Origin of the sequence: Dyadobacter sp. (assembly GCF_039919315.1) — a bacterium.
Classification (GTDB): domain Bacteria; phylum Bacteroidota; class Bacteroidia; order Cytophagales; family Spirosomataceae; genus Dyadobacter.
On record NZ_JBDSFX010000067.1, the window covers coordinates 141,974 to 163,360 of the forward strand.

Annotated in this window: 17 protein-coding genes and 2 pseudogenes; 7 read left to right on the top strand and 12 right to left on the bottom strand. The window is 44.1% G+C overall.

Annotation, left to right across the window (positions count from 1 at the left end; all coding sequences use genetic code 11):
- The first annotated feature begins 89 nt into the window (after window positions 1-89).
- A complete protein-coding gene (locus tag ABIO93_RS18775) occupies window positions 90-515 on the top strand; it encodes a hypothetical protein (protein WP_348070412.1) in 426 nt (141 codons plus the stop codon).
- Between the two features lie 386 nt (window positions 516-901).
- On the opposite strand, the gene ABIO93_RS18780 is transcribed toward ABIO93_RS18775, so the two are convergent.
- On the bottom strand, window positions 902-1,588 hold the full coding sequence (locus ABIO93_RS18780; protein WP_348070414.1) for a hypothetical protein: 687 nt from the start codon (window positions 1,586-1,588) through the stop codon (window positions 902-904).
- A 213-nt stretch (window positions 1,589-1,801) separates the two neighbouring features.
- On the opposite strand from ABIO93_RS18780, the gene ABIO93_RS18785 reads away from it, so the two are divergent.
- From ABIO93_RS18785 to ABIO93_RS18805, 5 genes and pseudogenes are all read left to right on the top strand, one after another.
- Complete coding sequence (locus tag ABIO93_RS18785) at window positions 1,802-2,716, top strand: AraC family transcriptional regulator (protein ID WP_348070416.1); 915 nt, start codon at window positions 1,802-1,804, stop codon at window positions 2,714-2,716.
- A gap of 90 nt (window positions 2,717-2,806) precedes the next feature.
- Window positions 2,807-3,373, top strand: coding sequence for a cupin domain-containing protein (locus ABIO93_RS18790; protein ID WP_348070418.1), 567 nt, complete (start codon window positions 2,807-2,809; stop codon window positions 3,371-3,373).
- A gap of 258 nt (window positions 3,374-3,631) precedes the next feature.
- A complete protein-coding gene (locus ABIO93_RS18795; protein ID WP_348070420.1) occupies window positions 3,632-4,060 on the top strand; it encodes a hypothetical protein in 429 nt (142 codons plus the stop codon).
- 486 nt (window positions 4,061-4,546) lie between these two features.
- Window positions 4,547-4,741: pseudogene (locus tag ABIO93_RS18800) on the top strand (TraG family conjugative transposon ATPase); the annotation flags it as partial.
- Window positions 4,711-5,306: pseudogene (locus tag ABIO93_RS18805) on the top strand (hypothetical protein). The pseudogenes ABIO93_RS18800 and ABIO93_RS18805, both read left to right, overlap by 31 nt.
- On the opposite strand, the gene ABIO93_RS18810 reads toward ABIO93_RS18805, so the two are convergent.
- The 7 genes from ABIO93_RS18810 to ABIO93_RS18840 all read right to left on the bottom strand — a co-directional run bounded on the left by ABIO93_RS18810 (window position 5,303) and on the right by ABIO93_RS18840 (window position 15,694).
- Window positions 5,303-5,650, bottom strand: a complete 348-nt coding sequence (locus ABIO93_RS18810; protein WP_348070422.1) for a tyrosine-type recombinase/integrase — start codon at window positions 5,648-5,650, stop codon at window positions 5,303-5,305. The pseudogene ABIO93_RS18805 and the gene ABIO93_RS18810 sit on opposite strands and share 4 nt — an antisense overlap.
- A complete protein-coding gene (locus tag ABIO93_RS18815; protein ID WP_348070424.1) occupies window positions 5,628-5,855 on the bottom strand; it encodes a phage integrase SAM-like domain-containing protein in 228 nt (75 codons plus the stop codon). Before ABIO93_RS18815 ends, ABIO93_RS18810 begins: the two co-directional genes overlap by 23 nt.
- Before the next feature lie 125 nt (window positions 5,856-5,980).
- A complete protein-coding gene (locus ABIO93_RS18820; RefSeq protein ID WP_348070426.1) occupies window positions 5,981-6,181 on the bottom strand; it encodes an Arm DNA-binding domain-containing protein in 201 nt (66 codons plus the stop codon).
- Window positions 6,182-6,804: 623 nt separating this feature from the next.
- Window positions 6,805-8,880, bottom strand: coding sequence for a hypothetical protein (locus tag ABIO93_RS18825; RefSeq protein WP_348070428.1), 2,076 nt, complete (start codon window positions 8,878-8,880; stop codon window positions 6,805-6,807).
- Between the two features lie 240 nt (window positions 8,881-9,120).
- Window positions 9,121-10,800, bottom strand: a complete 1,680-nt coding sequence (locus tag ABIO93_RS18830; protein ID WP_348070430.1) for a hypothetical protein — start codon at window positions 10,798-10,800, stop codon at window positions 9,121-9,123.
- Between the two features lie 111 nt (window positions 10,801-10,911).
- Complete coding sequence (locus ABIO93_RS18835; RefSeq protein ID WP_348070432.1) at window positions 10,912-12,465, bottom strand: RagB/SusD family nutrient uptake outer membrane protein; 1,554 nt, start codon at window positions 12,463-12,465, stop codon at window positions 10,912-10,914.
- 34 nt (window positions 12,466-12,499) lie between these two features.
- On the bottom strand, window positions 12,500-15,694 hold the full coding sequence (locus tag ABIO93_RS18840) for a TonB-dependent receptor (protein ID WP_348070434.1): 3,195 nt from the start codon (window positions 15,692-15,694) through the stop codon (window positions 12,500-12,502).
- Window positions 15,695-16,287: 593 nt separating this feature from the next.
- On the opposite strand from ABIO93_RS18840, the gene ABIO93_RS18845 reads away from it, so the two are divergent.
- Window positions 16,288-17,025, top strand: a complete 738-nt coding sequence (locus ABIO93_RS18845) for an NUDIX domain-containing protein (RefSeq protein WP_348070436.1) — start codon at window positions 16,288-16,290, stop codon at window positions 17,023-17,025.
- 84 nt (window positions 17,026-17,109) lie between these two features.
- Here ABIO93_RS18845 and ABIO93_RS18850 read toward each other — a convergent pair whose 3' ends face one another.
- From ABIO93_RS18850 to ABIO93_RS18865, 4 genes are read right to left on the bottom strand one after another with little or no spacing between them, the layout of a single operon-like run.
- Window positions 17,110-18,018, bottom strand: coding sequence for an alpha/beta hydrolase (locus ABIO93_RS18850; RefSeq protein ID WP_348070438.1), 909 nt, complete (start codon window positions 18,016-18,018; stop codon window positions 17,110-17,112).
- 45 nt (window positions 18,019-18,063) lie between these two features.
- Entirely contained in the window at window positions 18,064-19,143 is a 1,080-nt protein-coding gene (locus ABIO93_RS18855) for an alpha/beta hydrolase-fold protein (RefSeq protein ID WP_348070469.1), read from the bottom strand.
- A 14-nt stretch (window positions 19,144-19,157) separates the two neighbouring features.
- A complete protein-coding gene (locus ABIO93_RS18860; protein ID WP_348070440.1) occupies window positions 19,158-20,318 on the bottom strand; it encodes an alpha/beta hydrolase-fold protein in 1,161 nt (386 codons plus the stop codon).
- A gap of 25 nt (window positions 20,319-20,343) precedes the next feature.
- A complete protein-coding gene (locus ABIO93_RS18865) occupies window positions 20,344-21,384 on the bottom strand; it encodes an alpha/beta hydrolase-fold protein (RefSeq protein ID WP_348070442.1) in 1,041 nt (346 codons plus the stop codon).
- Window positions 21,385-21,387 lie beyond the last annotated feature (3 nt).

Sequence of the window (21,387 nt, forward strand, 5' to 3'; positions counted from 1 at the left end):
TATTTTGAGATCATTGATTTGATACTTTAAATATCTCAACTGTTCATTCATCAACAAACTGACGTTTCGTTATGGCTACCAAATCCCCAATGACTACGCGAGAACTTTATCATAGCGTGGGACTGTCATCCTCTGACATTGCCAAGATTGACAATTCAACTTTTGTATGGGTAATTGCTGCATTCGCTAACAGGTTCGACGAACCAGCAGCCGCATTCTCCGATTTCGGTTGTGCTCTCAATTTAGTCAAGCGCCTGAATGCGTTTGTAGAGGGAGGCGTTGGGCTCAAGCCAGTTCTGAAATCCTCAAATAAGCTCGAAACTGACCGGTACAAACGTCTGGTCGATGTTGGCTTGACACCATACTTCATTCACTTTAACAATAATCGAAACGGCATAGAACTTGTGCACGACCTTGGCGATGACCCTGACGAATTAAGTGTCGACAAGTTGATGCATAATTTAAATAGGATTGGCGAGACTGCTATCACGGAATCTGTATCCAGCACCGGATAGATTGTGATCACAATGCCAGCCTGGGCGGCAGCGATCCGGGCTAAGGTCGAAGGCAAAAGTTTCTGATTGAATGCAAACGGGCCATCACCACAATATTACGCAATGTCAAAATTACGTTCGGTACAAGTTTACCAAATGCTTTTTCCATGATGATCCAGCGCTTCAATGGCTGTGAGCATTACGTCAACCTCCGAATCAGGATCCGGCAATGAGTCTGAGCAAGTAAAGCGGGCGAACCACGAGCCGTCCTTCAACTGTACAACAGGATATGATGCAATCCCAGCTCAACCAATTGGTTGGCAAGTGACGTCAAATCTACTGGTGCCACAGGTTCCAGATCCGTCGTGGCGTAGGTAATTTCGTGTTTCATGTCAAGAGGTATTGTGTTAATTGATCAACTTGACTTTACAAACGACCCACGGAACGGGCTCAAACGTGGCGTATTCATTTGCATATTTCATGACCGTTTCCCAGTCCTCGTAATCATCAAACAATCCATACTGATTGATCCGCAGATCGAAATCCCCGATGCGATACCCGTCCCCACCGTGACAGTAAAATGTATGAAACGCGCCACCCGGCTCAATGCCAATCATGTCGAACCCTAAAAGCGTTTCTTGATCGTGCTTCTGCTCGGGTACCCACCTCTTTGCGAGTTGATAAATGCCGCTCATCTGGTATTGCGCGGCCGGCTCGGCTGCCGCGATGAGGCTGGTTAAAAATGGCTTTGTGAGGTATATAGCAACTATTTTCAGATCAGGCAGATGCGAAAAGAATTTGCTTTTATATTTCTGTAAGGTTTCCAGATCAAAAAAAACGTTGTGCACGCCAAGCAATTCTGCATTGCGGGCATGCTCTACCCAATTTCTGATTTTGTCGATTTTACCAGGACCAAGCATAAGACTCTGCTCAATTTCAGCTTCTTCCTCTTCGCTTCTCAGGTAAAAGCACCAGCTTGCCAGCAGGTGTTCATTAAAACATGAACTAGCCGTGTTGATTGTTCTCAATTGCTCACCGAAGTAAAGAACCGGTTCTTGCCGGATCAGAAAGTAACCTGCCAGGTAATATTGCATCAAATCTCAGATTAATTGAAACTAATAATAGTGAATGGCTCTGTAAAACAAATTACCTCTCAGTAAGTTCGCTAGTACAAACCTGCCAATATGCATGTAGGCCGCAACTTAATCGGAATTGCTACTTCTTTCTTTAACCCGGTAAGTAAGTTGAATACCGGACGTTCTAAATTAAAAGTATATTTGATTAAGAACTGATTATCAAATATTTGAATGGTTACAAACTACCTGATGTTGCCTCACCCGGCCCTCCGGCCTTTTGTGAAAGATTATGTGCTGGCAACTTCCTGCGGCAAACAGGTTGCCTACGCAAGCCAGTGGCCAGCCAGCGATGATATAACCCTGATGTTCTATTTGAGGGATGAACCTACGCATGATCAAGGCGGAACGGATTGTTCACTCGCGGGTAAACGAAGCTACATCACCGGCCTGGTCACGCAGTATAATGGCATAGTGCATTTCCGAGGCGACTACCTGATGTTTCTGATCAAATTTAAGCCGGATGGTTTTCAAAAATTAACACGTATCCCCACTTCCGATATCACAAACCGGATGGTATGGGCGGAAGATGTGTTCGGCAACTTTTCAAAAACGCTTTGTGAGCAACTGATCAATGCCGCGGACACACATGAAATGGCCTCGGTTTGCGACCGGCTTTTTCTCTCATTGCTTAACCGACAAAAAAATGCCAATCTCATCGCAAACAATATCAGTTTTATTTCCAATGAATTAAACCAAACAACTCAATTTCTGACAGTCGAAGAATATGCCCGAAAGGCAAACATGAGTGTTCGGAATTTCGAAAGGCGGTTTTCCGAACAGGCCGGACTTTCGCCGCGACCATACATTCAGCTTTTACGGTTTAATAATGTGTTGAAAATGAAAATGTTGCATCCCAAAAAGTCGTGGGCGGCAATTTCCGGCGACTGTGGGTACTTTGATCAAATGCACATGATCCGGGCGTTTAAACGGTATTCCAATCAAAACCCGGTCGCTTTTTTTGAGCAGGAAAAAAAATTTGAACGACCAAGTGTGAACGTATTTGAATCGGACTCCATAACGCTTGGCAAACTGGAAACGAACATGCAAAAGGAAAACTTCAAATTCGTAAAACGCGATGAAGCCTAAAATTGGCAGGTTTGTACTATACCCGGGATTTTTCGATCGATAGTTTTGCGATCAGCTATATCAAACTATTCACATTCTAAGCTTCTTCACATGGAACCATTATCGACCCAGGCAAGTGCTGACCCAGTATTTGTACCAGCTTACACACCACCAGGCCAGAATGCTTACAATGCACCATCACTGAATGTGCTGGGAATGACCGTTCACGTAAAACTAGAGCATGAGCAGACGTACGGCCAGTTTTCCTGCATTGAAACAGAATTAAACCCTTTTCAGATGGGACCTCCTCCTCATGTTCACTATGAATTGGACGAGATTATGTATGTCCTGGAAGGAACAATCTCCGTTCTGCTCGGCGACCAGGTGCACCAAATCCCAAAGGGAGGTTATCATTTCAGGCCCCGCGGGATCGTCCATACTTTTTGGAACGGTCATGACCAACCCGCAAAATTTATCGATATGTATCCCAGCGCACAAAACTTCGCGGGATACCTTAAAGAACTGGCTCAACTTGGAAATGACCTCTATAATGAACAGGCTGATCCATTTGCACCGGAAAGCATTGCACGTTTCAAGGCGCTGGATGTACGGTATAATCATGAGGTTTTTTATGAGCAAATGCCTTCGTTCATGCAGAAATACGCCCGCAGCAATTGAGCTTGTCCAGGTAATCAAACGACATCATGGAAAAAGTTTACCGTAATAGTCATTACCTGTTTATCGCCGTGTTGCTGATGATTTTTGTAGGTTTTCACAAAACCTACTTCAGCAAATTTCCTGATTTTCAAGACATCACCACATTGATGCATCTTCATGCATTTACAATTTTACTGTGGTTCGCCATGTTGATCACCCAGCCATTGTTAATCCGTGCCAAAAGAACGGATTTGCACCGGATGGTTGGCAAATTATCCTATGTGTTGGTGCCAGCCGTCCTACTCCGTCCTACTCTTCATTATCCTGATCGAGCGCTTTGTATTCATCAGAAATAGCCCGGTTCCGGCTGGTCAGCCAGATATACGGCTTATCGGCATTGCTGACATGACGTTCTTTGCAGGTGCTTACATCCTGGCTGTTTATTACCGGCACAATGTGAGATATCACGCGCGTTACATGGTCTTGTGTGTCCTTCCCTTCATTAATCCTTCTCTGGGGCGTTTAGGCTTTCCGGGTCTGGTCGTGGGACTGCTGATCATGATCGGATTGATCGTTTATGAGCGAATGAACAACCAAATATACCGGCCATATCTGATCGGATTACCTGCTTACATTGTCTTATATACGTTTTTTCTTGTCATCATCGATGCTGATCAATGGCGGGCGTTCTGGTGGATGTTTTTTTAAGTTTTTGTTAAAAGAAAGGCTACTCCACATGAAAAGCTCCAAGTTTAGTTTCATAAATCCTAGGAGGTTCCGATTTCTACGGATAACTGTGATAATGCTGTCGAGGCATATCACAGTAAGATTATGATCACTTTTACATAAATCCATCATCCGCAAACGAGCAGAACCCTTCCGCCGTCACAATCAAATGATCCAGAACGCGGATATTCAATAACTCTCCGACCTTTCTCATATTCTCAGTAATATACCTATCAGCATCACTCGGTACGAGCTGCCCGGAAGGGTGACGAGGCAATTTCTGGCCAGCGGATACCGGTTAGGGCACATTTCAATCTGCTGGTTTTGACTGAGAAGGAAGAGCTTAATGAACTAAACAACAAAGTCTCGGCTGCACTTGCCCAAATGGAAGCTGTCGCAAAAAAGGAGACAACTGGGGCGCCCCAGATTTTCTGGGCGGGAATCCCGGGCAATGCGGCAGATTTCCCGATGAATGAGACCTTTGACTGTTTTGCCGAACAAGCCTCATGTTTTCTGAACCTGGGAACGGGTTACCGTTCCTCGATCAGTCCGGTCGGTTTGCGACTTGGGGACAGGCTTACAGGCAAACCGGTCCATGTGGACATTAGCGATGAGCCGATCACGAAGGGGATTTGCACGAACCGGAACAAATTCATTCTTGGCCCTTCGGGAAGCAGCAAGGCGTTTTTTACCAACCACATGGTCAGAAGCTACTACGAGCAAGGTTCGCACATTGTATTGTCGATGTTAGGCATTCTTATAAAGGACTATGTGATCTGGTCGGCGGATACTATTTCACCTACCAGGAAACAAATCCAATCAAGTTCAATCCCTTCCACATCGGCGAAAGTGACGCGCTGGACACCAAAAAAAGGGAAGCATCAAGACGCTGATCCTGGCACTTTGGAAAAAGGATAATGAGGTATTCAAGCGAAGTGAGTATGTGGCTTTGTCCAATGCGCTGACACTTTTCTATGCGCATATCGCACAGTCCGGCAAATTCGCTTGTTTTAATTCCTTCTATGAATTCCTGCGGAACAAGTTTGTTGCAATCCTGGATGAGGACAAAGTTAAAGACCGGGATTTTGATGTGGCTAACCTGCTTTATGTTTTGCGGCCATATTACCGAGGCTGGGAATTTGATTATCTGCTGAATGCGACCGAAATCGTCGACCTGATAGCTTTTGGCGGCTTTCAAAAGTCTCGGAACATAGGCCCACTTATTTAGCTGCCCTTTTGTCGAGTTTGTTTGTTAATCTTCAATGACTCTAATTGATTTGCTTCAAGTCTCGTTCTCAGCGCTTCCATGTCATTACTCACCTTCCTGTCTGTAATCTTTGCGTAATGCTGAGTTGTTCTCAAATCTTTATGCTCTAACATCTTGGATACAGTTTCAATTGGCACATTGTTCGACAGTGTGACGGTAGTTGTAAAGGTGTGCCTCGCAAGATGGAACGTGATATTCCGCTCTATTCCGCAAACATCTGCAATTTCTTTTAGGTAAGAATTCATTCGCTGATTAGTCATTACAGGCAAGAGCTTGTCTTGATTAATGCAATCTAAGCCTCTCATTTGGAAAGCGTTTCAATTCGATGGCGTTTAGCTCCTCTTCATCGAGTGGCCGCCGGTCGACGTCAACTTTGGTCATGCTGAATGCGAAAAATGGGTCACGTAATATCCAGCCGTTTTTGACACACAAAAGCACAATTTTTTTGAAGTACAAGAGATACCTCATCGTTGTGTTATGGGATATATTCCTTTGCCCTTTTAATATCATTTTGGGACGATCCTCAATACCAAGAATCTTATCCTTAATCTTCTCAGAGGTAATTTCTTTTCCTGAATTAAGTAATTCTTGATAAATTGATAAACCCTTCCTCTAACCGAATCCAAATAGGAGTTCTAGTCCTTTGCATCTTGCTTTGAGCCAATCATCTTGCTCGCCTTGGCATTCCATTTTTGTGGATCGCAATCTCTTTTCAAAGCAATTTCCGATCTTTCGTTGTTGATGGTCAACCGCATGTAAACTGACATTTCGCCGCTGATGTAGGTGTTTCTCTTTTTTAAATAAAAAAGAATTGAGAATGCTTTACTGCATAACATACCTTATTAAGTGAAAAAAAGTAGGTTTGCAGCTTTTGAAAGTCAAGATGTTTATTTCATTAACTATTTGAATAACAAATACTTAAATCAATTCTGGTGAGCACTTTCGTTCGTCATCTTCAAGTCTCGAATTGCTCACCAGAATATTGCAAATATTTGCATATTTTGACTAATCTTGAAAAATAAAAAAGCCCACAAATCAATGATTTGCAGGCTTTTAGCTAATTTTGGTAGGTTATTTTGTGCACCCAACGGTACAAAACTCGAACTTTTTGTTGGAGGATTTGAGGAAGTTGGCAGCATTGTTTTCAGTATAGTAAGCACAGAGAATTGTAGACGGTTGGGATTTGTCGTCGCATCATGCCCTTACTAATTAAAAGACTTAGCCAAGTGTATCTGGATCTGTAGTTAATCGATAGATTTCGAGTCTCTTCCTCTTTGCAATATCTAGGCGATATGAGACAACCTTGACCATACAAAAACATTCATAGAATGTAAATACAAGATGTCCGATGTGAGTAATCAGGCACTTGAAAATGAATTCTTACCTAAATGAAATTCTTGATGTTTGCCGTATAAACAAAGTGATAACTTTCCATTTGGCCAGGCACACATTATCAGTCCTATTTCACAACCACCCGGACACGGTCCAGATTTTGGATTCGTGTGTAAGGAGTTTTGTCATCACCCAGTCGTTGAGAAGCTACGCGCAGCGACGGAAAATAGGTACCTGGTTTGGAAAATGTGTAGGTCATCTCAATGGTTACCCGAGCCCCTGTCTTATCTATCGGACTAAATTTGGCAGCAACTGGAAAAATATCTGAACCAGCAAAATCCCATCCCGCCGATGGCTCGATTTCCTTTGTCAATCCCTCAAAATTCCAGGCAGCCGCAACGACTTTACCCTGATTAGCAGGCACTTCCACTTCGGCTGTAAACGTAACAGACTGGCCTGTCCTTATGTCGGCCCGTTTGCTGCCGTTAGCCTTAAGATCCACTACTGGCTGTATACCACGGCGTTGGTTCGCCTTGGCAGGTATGATGACCTGACCATCCACAATTTTATATTCAGTAGTAGCTGCCGGATCAATACCCTTTTCAACCCATGCACTTAAATCAAGTAGCGCCTGCTGGAGTATTCCCAAATAACCAACCGTGCGGGTAGGGTCATCCTCAATGGAAACATCTCCATGCAGGGCATGATCTGTGTACCAAAGTCGGTAATGACTATCCGTACTATCACCCAGATTCTCCTTCACTTTTCTCCTATACCAGTCCGCCTGCCAGGCAAAAGCTTCCCGGTCCATCAGTGATTCGAGCATGATCATCTTACCTTTGAACTTACCGGTAGGTAAAACGCCTGCGGCACCTATTGTAAAACGCGGCCCTAATAGCGTTGGGCGCTGCGGATAAATCGGTTTACCGTCTGTATCCCGGAACTGGTCATACACGGGGTACTCCTTTCCGGGAACCTGATGCCGGTGATAGGTTTGTACCGCTAAAAAATTAGAATTGTCCACCTGAACCTGATCACCCGGCTTCAACATGAGAAGCACCGCAGCGTCAACAGGCCCCACCACCACCTTGTCGCCCGAAATTTTGGTTAGCTGTATCACTTTACCAGCAGCGGCACCTGTTTTGATGATTAAGTCACCCCCCAAAAAAGGAATATCGGGAAGCACATCCTCCAGCTGAAATGCCACCGGTTTAGCCCCTTCCACGCCGCCGATACTTTTCCAGGCGGCATCGGCAGTACCCCTGTCCTGAGATGAAAGTGGTGCTGTCAATTTCAACTGTACTGCCTGATCGGCAGAAATCCCTGCTTTTATTTTACTGATGTACTGAATTCTGGCTTTGAGCAGCGAGGTGGTTGGATTCGCTCCCAGGTAGCCGGATTTATTCCAGAAGTCTTCCTCAAAGTACTTTCTGTCCGAACCGACCACTCCTTGGTAAAGCACCAGAAATCCATGAATTCCCATGCGCTTATAACCGAACCAAGAACTCGCTGGAAATCCCATTTTTGTGACTTCCCGCAAGGCTTCACTCTCCTCTGTATTAAGACCCGCATACATATTACCGCTTCCGCCCGGTTCGAGTGCATCAATGATCTGGGGGAACTTATCATTAAGTATTCTCATCGCGTGCATACGAACGGTAAAGCCATTTGGGATCGCCATAGGCGAGCCCGAAACATACGGCACCACCCCATCCCATACACCTTCGGTATTCTCCATTCCTCCAATTGTCCGGTAAGAACCGCCGCTACCTCCAAATGCATAGCCATAAGGCCGCTGCCCACCGTAGAGCTTTAAGGCTACCACCCGTGAATATTGTGCCGATGCTGCATTAGCCCGATAGGCACCAATGGAAGGACTTGAATTAGGGCTCGGCTTACTAAAGTCAATACTGCCTCCTCCATTCGTTTCAATAAAATACGCGCCGCTGCTGACCGAAAATCCAATTTTATCGGCCTCCCCCTTAGCACCTTGCGAAAGCGTTTCGTTATCAGGAAAAGGGGTAATATATTGAAAGAAACGTCCCTGATAGTGTTCCCTGGCTGGAAAATAAAATGAGAACTTCGTGTTGGTATTTTTAAACCCGCCATGCACATAGCGGTGACGGACGGGAACATCGCGCCACTCATCCAAATCTACATAAGGCTCCTTAAACAAGGTATCCTTCGTGGTGAACTGCCTCATAAGTTCACCATTTAACTGAGTCAGATCGGTTTGTGCCCGAAGCCCAGTCGCAAAGAAGAATGGCAGAAAAAGCATCGAGAATCGAGCCTTTATAAGTCGCATAGCGTATTTATATAAACGTAAACTTTGTGTTTGGGTTGATCGGGTAAAGCCGGAAAGATAAACGGGAAGCTTACTATTTAATACCGTGCTAATTTCAGGCATAGACTGTGTGAATGGTTATCAGGCATACCAAAATACCTATCTTAACACGCCTGGAACTCCGGTAGGCAATCCTTTGGCCAGGTCAACTTCAACATTGCGCTTATCGAGTTGAGCTTTAATAATTCCCGATGACATGGTGGTAATTCCGAGTTTTACATCTTTTGCAAGTAAAAACCCTGTGTGCTTACCACTTACTTTTATGTCGGCATCCCATGATACGGGCTTGTCATATCCTCCTGCTCTTAACGTGGAAGATTCTGTGCCATTTAGAACGTATTCACCATCATCGGTAAAGTTTACATACTTGATAACGCGCCTGGGCTCATCGGAAGATCCTTCTGCGGGTTTCATCGTAGTTATCTCAGCATAGCCAGAAACTTTTCCTTTAAGCGTTCCTTGTTCAGGATAAGTTGCGCTTGTCCATTTAAAATCTTTCAGGTCAGGCGCCCATTTCATATCAGGAAATACCGACGGAAGCGGCTTGGTTGGCTTTCTGGAGGTAAATTCAATGAATCGTAGTCTTCCCGTGAGTTCGCCCTCTTTTACCGTTTCAGGATCTTTTTGTTCCCAGAAAAAGCCACGGGTACTCGACGGATGCCAGGCAAAGTTTCCCAAATGGTTATACAAGTTAGAGTCTTCTTTATCGGTCATTATATTGATACCGGTGTAGCCGTCTTCCGGTAATCTTGCTCTGTCCCCGTAGCTATCAGCCATGGTCAGGCCATAGAAGCGCGTTGCTTTATAGTTTTCTTCAAACTCTGCATTTCGCTGCATGGAAACACCGGCTGCCTGTGGCAAACCTGCTATAAGAGGACGTGGAATTAGCCCGAAAACATCCATACGAGGGGTATGTCTATGTGTTTGAAATATCAGCCATTTTCCGTCCGGTGATGGATAGGTCCCTTCGTCATAGCTAAAATGCTTCGTTACTCGGCTAATCTCACCTGTTGTAAGGTCAATCTTTGCCAAATCGTAGTTACTGCTCTCAAACAGTGCAAGGTTAATAAGCGATTTGCCACCGTCGGCAAAACTTTTCACTTCACCACCTCCGTCTATTTTAGGCCTGAATGCAGCAAAATCTGCCTCATTGGGGCTGCTTGCAACGACCTTTGCATTTCGCAATTCGTAGCGGTCTCCTTTTTCATCTGAGACTCTAATCAGTTCACTTACGATTACAAGATACCCTCTGCTTGTTACCAATCCCGTTGCAACATGCTTTCCATTGGGCGACATATTTGTCGCTATTCGCCTTACAATTTTGCCACCGGGAATCTCCGGATATACCAGTGGAAGTATTCGGGATTCCCTGCAATCTATTATTGAAGGGCTGCATTCCAGGACACCGCGGGGAGAGTAAATGGTTTTGCCATCTGGCAGAGGCACCGGCATTTCATCGCCAATTTCTTCTTTCAAATCGCAGGTAAGACATTTGAAATCACTACCATCTTCGTTCATCACAGCCAGATCGCTCTTTTTCTTACCCGCAAAATGAGCTTCCAAAATGATGTGTTTTCCATCAGGCAGGTAGTTGATCAAATCTGTCTCAATAACATTTTTTGGCGTCGGGATCGTTTTGACAACGAACGGTTCTGTTTTTGGAGCTGGCGGAAGCTTTTCAATAATGGAAAAATTATTGTTTTTTTGAGAAAATCCGCATAACGGTATCCATGATACCACCGTAAATGTTAATATTTTTCTTAAAATCTGATGTTTCATTTTTGAATGAATATTAATTGTAAATGAAAAAAAGTCTTTGCTGAATTTCTATTGTTTTGCCATCATTCTGCCCCTAAGCGGGGAGCATCCGCTCGTGGTGGGTTATCAAGATTAATATCCGGCATTTTGGATGATTACATTGTTGGACAGATCTATATCTGTTTGCGGGATCGGCAACAGATCAAATTTGCTATCCATGACAGGAATATTTTTGGCAGCAGCCATTCTTGCTCCGAGCCGCCCCGTACGCACAAGGTACTCCCTGCGAAGCCCTTCCAACGCCAGTTCTACCCGTTGCTCGTGCCATATTGCCGTGCGCAAACCCGCCTGATTTGTCATTGTGACATCAGGTAACAGGCTACCTGTATACGTCAGATCATAGCTGGTCGAGATACGCTGTGGATCGTTGGCGGGTGTATTACGGGCACGTTGACGTACCAGATTGACCCATTTAAGCGCCTCGGAGGATTTTCCGTTTTCGTTTAACGCTTCTGCATATAAGAGCAGCACCTCGGCATACCGGATCAGGTGATTACTTTTTGCTTCATCAAATATGGTGGGCGATGTCCTTTCAGCTGGTACGACAAAATATTTACGGTTTGAGCGTCCACTGGCAGACCCATTGTTATTCTGCGTATAGGTAGATGCGCCACTTGGGTAAACATCTCCTCTGAACGAGATCGTATAAATTGCTCTTGGATCTCCCTTTTCAAATTCCTTTACAAGGTCATCCGTCGCCTCATTATATCCGGTGCCACCAATGGCTACATCATTAGGCATAAGAAAATAGTAAAGTGTAGAACCTTCACCGGGTGTATTACCAGTATTGGTCTTGTGTTTGATGTCAAAAATTGATTCGGGGTTGTTATTGTCTCCCGATGCTTTTCGGAAAATGGATCCATAATCGGTCGCTAAAGAATACGTCCCCTCGTCAATCACCTTTTTAAAGGACGCTTCCGCCTGTACATATTTTTTCTGAAACATGTAGGCCTTTCCCAGCAGCGCCAGCGCAGCACCGGATGTTGCGCGTCCGTCGTTTGCTAGGCCCCACTGGGTTTTTGTTGGCAGCTCAGAGGCATCCAATAAGTCTTTTTCTATCTGCGCCCATACATCGGCTTTGGGTGATTTGACTAAGGTTACGCCCGCCGGATCCAGATAAATCAGCGGCATTGGGACATCACCGAAATTGGTCACAAGGGCGTAGTACCCGTAAGCACGCAGGAATTTGGCTTGGTTAACGATTTTCTTGATCTCATTGGCATCTCCGCTCACAACAGCTTGCTTTTCAATGACAAGGTTGCAGGCTGCAATTCGGGCATAAAGATTAGACCAATACAGGCTAATGATACTATTAATTGATTTCTGCTGACCAAGTGATAGATCATATATGCCCGGTTGATTTGTCGAAGCCCCGCCTCCTTTATTGGCATCGTCGGAAGCGACATCACCAATGGCCCAAAACGCCGCTTCAGGAGGTGGAAAACCCGATGCATTTAGATAACTATAAGCTGCTGTTAAAGTTTTATTTAGATCATCTGATGTTTTAAAGAAGCTATCATCAGTCTGCACGCCAAAGGGTGGTTTGTCCAGCAAATCTTCTTTACAGGAACTGGCCGCTAGTAGCGCAATGGTCAAAACCATCACACTTAAAATATTTTTTTTCATACGAAAGAATGTTATCAGATAAGTGATCTAAAACTTAAAAAGTCAGGTTAATTCCCAGGCTATATCGTTTCATCTTGGGATAAGGCGAAAACTCCCATCCACCTTGTAGTGGAGTAGCTGACAAGCCCGCTTCCGGATCGTTACCGCTATATTTTGTGAAAGTCAGAAGATCTGTCCCTCCCACCCAGATACGCGTGCTGCTTATACCCAGCTTTTCAACCCAGGCCCCCTGTAGTTTATAGCCAATCTGAAGATTTTTTAGTCTCATGTAAGAACCATCTTCCACATACCAGTCCGAAACCCTGAAGTTGTCGTTACGTTCTACGGTAGAGATGATGGGCTGAGAATTAGATGTTCCCTCGCCTCTCCAGGCGGCCTCGTATGCATTCAGGCTTGCCGCAGTAGCTCCACTTAAGGTATTAAAGTATTTTTTGTTGACATTAACCAGCTTGTTTCCGTAGGCACCCTGAAAAAGTAAGGCGATATCAAAATTCTGATAGCTCACGTTCACGTTGAAACCATAGGTGAATTTAGGCAGCGGGTTACCAATAAAGCCCCGGTCACTGGCATTGATTACACCATCCCCGTTCAGGTCCTTAAAACGAAAATCACCAGCCTGCGCATTGGGTTGAATCAATTTACCTTCTTTTGAATGCGCATTCACCTCAGCCATATTCTGGAAAATACCATCGGTTACCCAGCCATAAAATTCTCCGATCGATCGTCCAACTTCAGTACGGTTGATACTCAGACTGGTCAACGGGTCCATAATTGTTATCGGCGCGTTACCGGTACCCAAACTAATCACCTTATTTACAAAGCGGGATGCGTTTGCCGAAAGGCTGTAGTTTAGCTTACCTACCTTACCCGCATAACTCATAACGAGCTCAACACCTTTGTTTTCAATGTTACCTGCGTTGGTGTAGGGTATACTGGGAAATCCGGAATAGGAAGGTAATCCGACCTGAAGCAACATATCTTTCGTATGTTTTATAAAATAATCCGCTGAAACCGTCAATCGGTTACGAAAAAGGCCAAAGTCCAGCCCGAAATTCGTTTGTTCGGAAGTTTCCCAGCTTATCGAGGGTGTACCCAGCGACGTCAGGTAGTTACCGTTTGTAACACCATCACCAAAAACGTAGCGGTAACCATTAGCCCCCTCAACCAGCGACAAGTATGGATTATTGTTTCCGCCAGGCAGACTTTGGTTTCCGATACGCCCCCAACCTGCTCTCAGTTTAAGATCGCTAATGAATTCAGCATTTAGCTTTTGAAAGAATTTTTCATTGCTGATGTGCCATCCTGTTGACAGCGAAGGGAATGTCCCCCACTGATTGCCAGAGGAAAACTTTGAAGATCCGTCTCGGCGCACCGTCGCTGTCAGTAAGTACTTGTCTGCATATACGTAATTGATACGACCGAAATACGACTGGTTCGCATAGTGGGTTTTGTTTCCGAGCAGTGAAATCGCGCCCGTTGCGGCATTCAATACCTGCAGCGCCGGGTCATTGTTGGCGGTTCCCTGCCGGGTGGCTTCGGTCAATTTACCCTGATATAACTCTTCGGTGTACCCTAAAAGAGCAGTCACGGAGTGATTGTTCACTTTCGTATTGTAAGTCAGCGTATTTTCCCAAAGCTGACCGAAGAACGAGCTCATATTCTGCGTCACAGCGCTGGTCGGGTTTTGTTCCGCAGTTGAAATTAAGAACCTTGGATTGTAAGAAGAAAAATCGACCGTGGTGTAATCGTAGCCCAGGCTGGTACGAAATTTCAGGTTACTCAGCACATCCAGCTCTGCATACACATTGCCAACAATTTTAAGTTGGTTGGTAAGATCATTGATTCGTTCAATAGAAGCCGCCGGATTGGGTGATCCGGTAACTGACGAAGCATATTTATTGTACCGGTAATCAGCATCATTGACATTGGCATTGGGGTTCAAAATAAGTGACATCGGATCCGCCCCTAAAACCTGAACGACCGGATTGTTAGACCTTCCTTCTGCAAATCCACCTTTACCTAGTGTAGACGAATAGGTGATGTTTAAGTTTTCACCTACAACCAGGCGCTTGCCAAGATTATAATCGGTGTTGAGCCTGAAGGTGTATCGTTTAAAGGCGCTGTTGTCCAGAATTCCTTTCTGATCAAAATAACCCGCACTCGCAGCGTAACGAACCGTATTGGACCCGCCACGAATACCCAGATCATAGGACTGAATAACTGCCGTTTTCAGCAGCGCATCTACCCAGTTCGTAGAAGTCCCTTTGTCATACTGCGCCTTAATCAGTTTGAGTTGATTGAAAAAGGGATTGGCGCTCGTGAACGGATCAATGGAGGGATCAGCATTAGGGGTTGAGCGCAAATATCCATTTAGAAAAGCTGTTTTCTGATAATCGAGAAATTGTTCTCTGCTCAGTGTTGGCATCAAATTAGTCACCCTGCTGATGGAAGTATTTGCATTGAAAGAAACTACAGGCTTGCCGCTCGCTCCCTTGTGCGTAGTAATTAACACAACACCGTTAGCACCTCTTGATCCGTAAATGGCTGTGGCCGATGCGTCTTTGAGAACTTCAAGCCTGGCAATATCAGAAGGACTTAAAAAGTTAATGCTACTGACAAACATACCATCGACAATATACAACGGATCATTATTATTTACCGTACCGATCCCCCTTATACGTATAGTTCCTTCACTGCCGGGCGATCCGGAATTGGTTGAAACCATTACCCCTGCAGCTCTGCCCTGCAAAGCTTCTGTGGTATTTATCGGCGTTGCTTTGGCAAGATCTTTTGCACTGACCGAAGAAATAGCGCCGGTCAGATCAGACTTTCTTTGGGTACCGTACCCAACCACAATTACCTCTTCGAGCGCTTTTGATTCAAGTTTCAACTGAGCCGTAATACTAGAACGACCATTAACGGCTAATTCCAACTTAGTGTACCCAATAAAGGAGAAAACAAGAACGGCTCCCTCCTCAACATCCAGGCGAAATTTACCATCCGTGTCAGTAACAGTCCCTTGCGTCGTTCCTTTGATCTGAACGGTAACACCTGGTAACGGGCTATCAGTCTCATCTGTTACTAACCCAGTAATGGGACTTTTTGCAAAAACAGTCGCAGGGTTTATACTTTCTGCGTAAACAGAGCTGGCAAACATCATTGTCAAGGTTAGTATTCCCAGCGCCAGCCCTGAGCTCAACCTGATTCTTTTAATAAAGCTGCATTTCATATGAGATGTATGTAACGGGGTTTTAACAGTCTTCCTGAAGGGGGAAGCCTGGGTGAAAAATGGAAAAGCTCTTTTCACAAAGCTAAAAATCTGACCGTCAGAACAATGGATATTATCTTTTGAACCAATCGCTGTAATGATAAACCAAAGTAAAAGAAAAAATTTGTTATTATCTAAATAAATAGATAATAAATTTTATTCAATATTATATCCATCTAATACCATTACCTCACAAAGGTAAAATGAATTTTTTATTATTATCTAATAAAATAGATAATAAATTAATTCAATAATTTATCTTTGAAGTGCAATGCGGCCAGGAAGACATTCTGCCTACATTAATCCCATTATGACTACAGAATTCCTGATCCCTGTTTGGGAGCTTCTGTGGGCAACCCTGTGCCGGTCTTAGCCGACCAGCCAGACACATGAGTGGTCACGCTGGCGAAATCAAAACACCCACTAGAGAAATGTTGCTTTTTGCTTGTATCGATTTAATACCGGTAGGTTGTTGTTATTTTCTTTATTATTCTTGCTGATGTACTACGGCAAACCGTAGCGCTTCGGATCTTTACACATATTTTATTATACCTATGCATATTCCAAGTGAAGAAGGCTATATAGATCAGGTCTCGATTCATTGCGTCATTTTTGGTTATCACAACAAGCAGCTCATGGTGCTCATTCCTAAGCTCAATTATAAAGGAGATTTCTGGGCGTTGCCCAGTGGATTTGTTTATCAGGACGAAGATACGGACGAGGCAGCCAGGCGCATACTACAAGACCGAACTGGTTTGAAGAACATCTATCTGGAATCGTTTAAAACCATGGGGAAATCGAGCAGAAACAGTAAGGATTTTATTAGACAACTTACTGAACTTAATCCAAATTCGTTGGACGATCAAACCAAGCGCAGGGAAGATGAATGGTTTACCCGTCGATTTATAGGGATTGGCTATTACGCCCTGGTTGATATCAACAGAGTTGTCGCTCAAAAACATGAGATCGATCAGTCTATCAAATGGTATCCAATCAAAGCAGTGCCCCAGATGATCATGGATCACAATCTACTGGTTGATGAGGCTTTGGAGAGTATTTGCGCCGATCTTGACCGCAAACAACTCGCCTTTCATCTGCTTCCGGAAACCTTTACCATGAGTGAGGTAAAAGAACTTTACGAAACGATTCTGGAAAAATCATTTGCGGCCAACAACTTTCCAAAAAAGATTCTGGAGTTAAATGCACTCGAGCGCCTGGAAAAAAAATTCACCGGCGCTGCCAATAAGGCTCCTTATCTTTACCGTTTTCCAAAACAAAGTAATCCAAGTTAAAACACTAAGTTAATGTGAACCGATTGATGCTGATTTGTTTTTATCAGCATTGCGGAGTAATAACTTGTCTTTTTTCAAAGATGCTCACCTTCCTTGAATCATTCCTATATCCTTCAAAAAGCCTAAAAAACTTTCAGGCCAATACCTTAGAGTTTCTCCTTTCGTAAAATCCATTGCAAATCCATGAGAGCCTTTGTTGTAAATATGCATTTCGGCCGTAACACCGGCTTTCAGCAACGATGTATAAAACTCAACACTTTTGGTGGCCGTAGTCAACTTATCGTCGTGGGCATTGATGATAAAAACCGGCGGGCAACTTTCCTTTCTAACAGGATAATTTTTTAAAAATGCAGCATAAAAAAGACCTGCGAAATTGGGTTTCCAGCTAACCTTGCCGGGGCCTTCATTTATTTCGTCGGTTGCTGCGAGTTCTACCGCCAATGTTCCACCAGCCGAAAAACCTGCTATGCCAATTTTATTGGGATCAATTTTAAGTTTAGATGCATCGTTTCGTAAAGTGATGATGGCCTGCTTTGCATCGTCGAATGCAGCTGCGAAATAGGTATCTCTGGGAATTACAAAATTTTTGCTGCTATCTCTGGTATTCAAGCGATATTTTAACACCAACGATGCCACGCCCTGTTCTTTTAGCCAAAGTGCAAGGTCGGTACCTTCACGATCGAACCAATTATCTACAAAACCGCCTCCGGGACATATCACTACGGCGACCCCCGTTTCTTTTCCGGGCGGTGGCAGATGCAGAACGTAAGTAGGTACGGACACTTTGCGAAAGACACGGTTCTTTTTTGAAAGAGACTGGGGATTTACATCGAAATCTACCACCTCTTCGGCAGTAGTATATTTCACGGGATTATCTTTGATACCCGATGGCCACAGTGGTTTTTCTTCGGATGTCTGGGCATCAACGGTAAACCGCAGGGTAAGCGAAAGACCAAGTGTTAAAAGAGCTATCGATATGTTTTTCAGGTTCATAGGGCAAGATTTATATTTAAACATTATTTCCTACTCATCATTAAATCAATCTTTAAAAATTTCCTGTAAGGTCGTCGTGAGGTATTGCTTGCAGTTTATCCAGTTATGTCCTCCCGGGACGATATAACTTTTTACACGAATTTTCTTCTCTTCAAACATGGCAATGTTCTTTTTCACGCTTTCGAATAAAAAATCCTCTGTACCAACACTAATCGTAAACAACTTCAACTGGCTGTTGATTTTGTTAGCATCCGGCGAATAATTCGAAAAGTTTTTTTGGAATTCTTCCGTTGCAGTATAAGGCGCGTACGAGCATATAAAGGCAAACTTGTCGGTGTTGGTCAATCCGATATTAAGTGTTTGCCCTCCACCAACAGAAAATCCTGCAACGGCCCGATGCTTGCTGTCTACCAGAGCCGGGTAGTTTGATTCAACAAAAGGAATTATGTCGTTCATTACATCTTTGGTAAAATCGGGCATCGGGGCTGGCCGTACGTTTCCGTAAGGCATCACAATAATCATTGGAACGGCCTTGCCTTGCGCAATCAGGTTATCCGCAATCAAATTGGCACGTCCTACTTTGGTCCATGTTTCTTCCGTATCCGACCCTCCATGAATTAAATACAGGACAGGATATTTTTTTGTACCGTTTGGATTAAATCCCGGAGGTGTATATACCAGTATCTGGCGGGTCGTTCCAAGCGTTTTTGATTTATAATAACGATAGCTGATCTTTCCATGCGGAACATTTTGTAAGGAATGAACTAATGGCGTTTTGCCTGGAATCTCCAAAATACTGCGCTTAAAGCGTTCATTAGCAAAAAGATAGGTGTTATTTGGATCTGAAATCTGTACACTATCCACCAGAAAGGAATAGGGATAAATTTCAGGCCTAACAGGACCAATCGTAATGCTCCAAATACCCGAGGTATCTTTGGTCATGGCCTGTGGAGCATCCAGGAACTCTCCACTCACCATCACTTTTTTAGCATTTTTGGAATAATATTTGAATGTTACCGTGTTATCAGCATGTATTTGCGGTGAAGCGATAGAAGGTGGCCGTTGGGCAAAAGAGCCGATTGACCCCAAAAATGTCAGGATTATTATAGAAATGTAATATTTCATCGCTGTCTGGTTGTTCATTTAAAAAGCAATTGAGCAGTTTCCGTCAAATAAGTCCTAACGTTAATCCATGTATGACCTCCCCCTGTGATCAGGCTTTTATAGTTGATCTTTTTTGCGGTGAGATAGTTCAAAAATGGCGCAACGTCCTGGTACATGAAATCTTCGTTTCCTACACTTACCCACAGCAGTTTTAATTGCTTATTGGTGTTCTCCGCATTTGAAGTAATGGCTGAATAGGCACCGTCCAACTCACTCGTAGGTAGGTTTGCAGCGTAGGCACATATCCACGCAAATTTATCAATGTTCCAAAAAGAAGTTCGTAACGTTTGCCCGCCACCCCGGGAAAAACCACCGATGGCACGACTGTCCCGGTTAGCAATGGTGCGATAGGTTTTGTCCACAAAAGGAATCAGGTTTTTTGTCAGATCATCTGAAAATCGGCGCATCCTCACAATGCCATCCGGGCTGTCTCTTACCGGGTCTGCTGGTTTAGGGCCGCCTTTCTGTTCAGCTATCCTTGCTTCCATGTTGCCATAAGGCATGACAACAATCATGGGCTTTGCTTTGCCTTCTGCAATCAAATTATCCAGTATGAAGTTGGTACGCGCAACCTTAAAAAAAGACTCCTCCGTATCTGTTGTGCCGCTTATCAAATAAAAAACCGGGTATTTTTTTGCAGGATCTTTATCATATCCAGGAGGCGTGTAAACCACTACGGTACCGGTTGTGCCTTCGACAGAAGGATAATATTCATAGTTCACGGAACCATGCGGCACATCACGAACCGAAGATATCGTTGGTGTAAAGCCTGGAACTTCAAACAGGCTTGACTTGAACCGTTCATTGGGAAAAAAATCTTCATTGGCCGGATCCATCACATTGACCCCATCTACTACGAAATTATAAGAATAAATATCGGGTCTTACAGGGCCAACGGTAACGCTCCAGATACCGATGCTATCTTTTATCATCGGAACATTTGAAGCCCCAAACAGGCCTCCGGAAAGCTTAACTTCTTTTGCCGATGGCGCCAGGTAGCTAAACGTTACTTTCTTGTCGGGCAATACCTTAGGTGATACAACGAAAGGCCCTCGTGGTGGCTGGCTGAGAGCAAAAAAGGATATGCAAGCAGCTGCGAGCGTAAATAAACTCTTTACTATTTTGAAACCTTTCATAAGTATGTTTTAAACAACCTGATATCTATTTAAATATTTTCTGAGAAAAATTATAAAGATCATGGCGCCACACGTACATGCTATGCCCTCCCTCCATTTTTGATAACTCAGACTTAAGACCATATTTTTCAAATACTGCTCTTGTAAGGTCGTTGTTTTTGTCTGCAATATCTGATGCGCCCCCTGTTGTGAAGATGAAATATTTTACGGTTTGCTTTATTCGGGCAGCTGCCGCTTTCACCAATGGATCATACTTTTCAAAGATACCGGGTCTATTTGCAAACCATCCGGAACTCATCACGTTCACATATGCAAACTTATCGGGAAATTTCAGCAGTGTTTCCAGGGTTTGTAATCCACCCATCGAAAGTCCTGCAATTGCACGATGCGGTGTATCGGTGAAAGCTCTGAAATTTTGCTCTATATAACGAATAATGTTGTTTCCTAAATCTTCTGCAAAGGTTTCAGTTGGAATGCTTCCATCGGGCATGACCACGATCATCGGAACAATTTTACCCTCAGCAAACAAATTGTCAAGGATCCAGCCTGCTTTTCCTTGCCCAGGCCAGTTGGTGTCATTATCGCCGCCACCATGCATCAGGTATAAAACAGGAAGCTTTTTATTGTCTGCAAAATAGTTTGGAGGCGTCCAGACAAACATGCGACGGGTTGTATTCGTAGCTTTGGAAGGATAGTATACAATAGAAAGCAAACCGTGCGGCACGTCTTTTTGCTGCCAGAAAAGTGCTTTATTTTTTGGTACTACCTCCACCATCGGGCGAAAATCAGCAACCATCGGATTTTTGGGATCATTTACCTTATTTCCATCCACCAAAAAATGATAGCGATAGACACTTGGGTTCAGCCCGGGAGATGTAGTTATTGTCCACACGCTATCAGCGCCCATCTCAGATTTTACGGCTTTAAGATCTCCACCGAGTGTAACTGTTTTTGCATTGGGTGCATAAAAACGAAATGTAGCGCTGCTGTCAGCATTCACTTCAAACGGTATATATTTTAAAGTTTGAGCTGGCGTACCTGGCGGTTGCGCGTAGTTAGCTGCCACGCT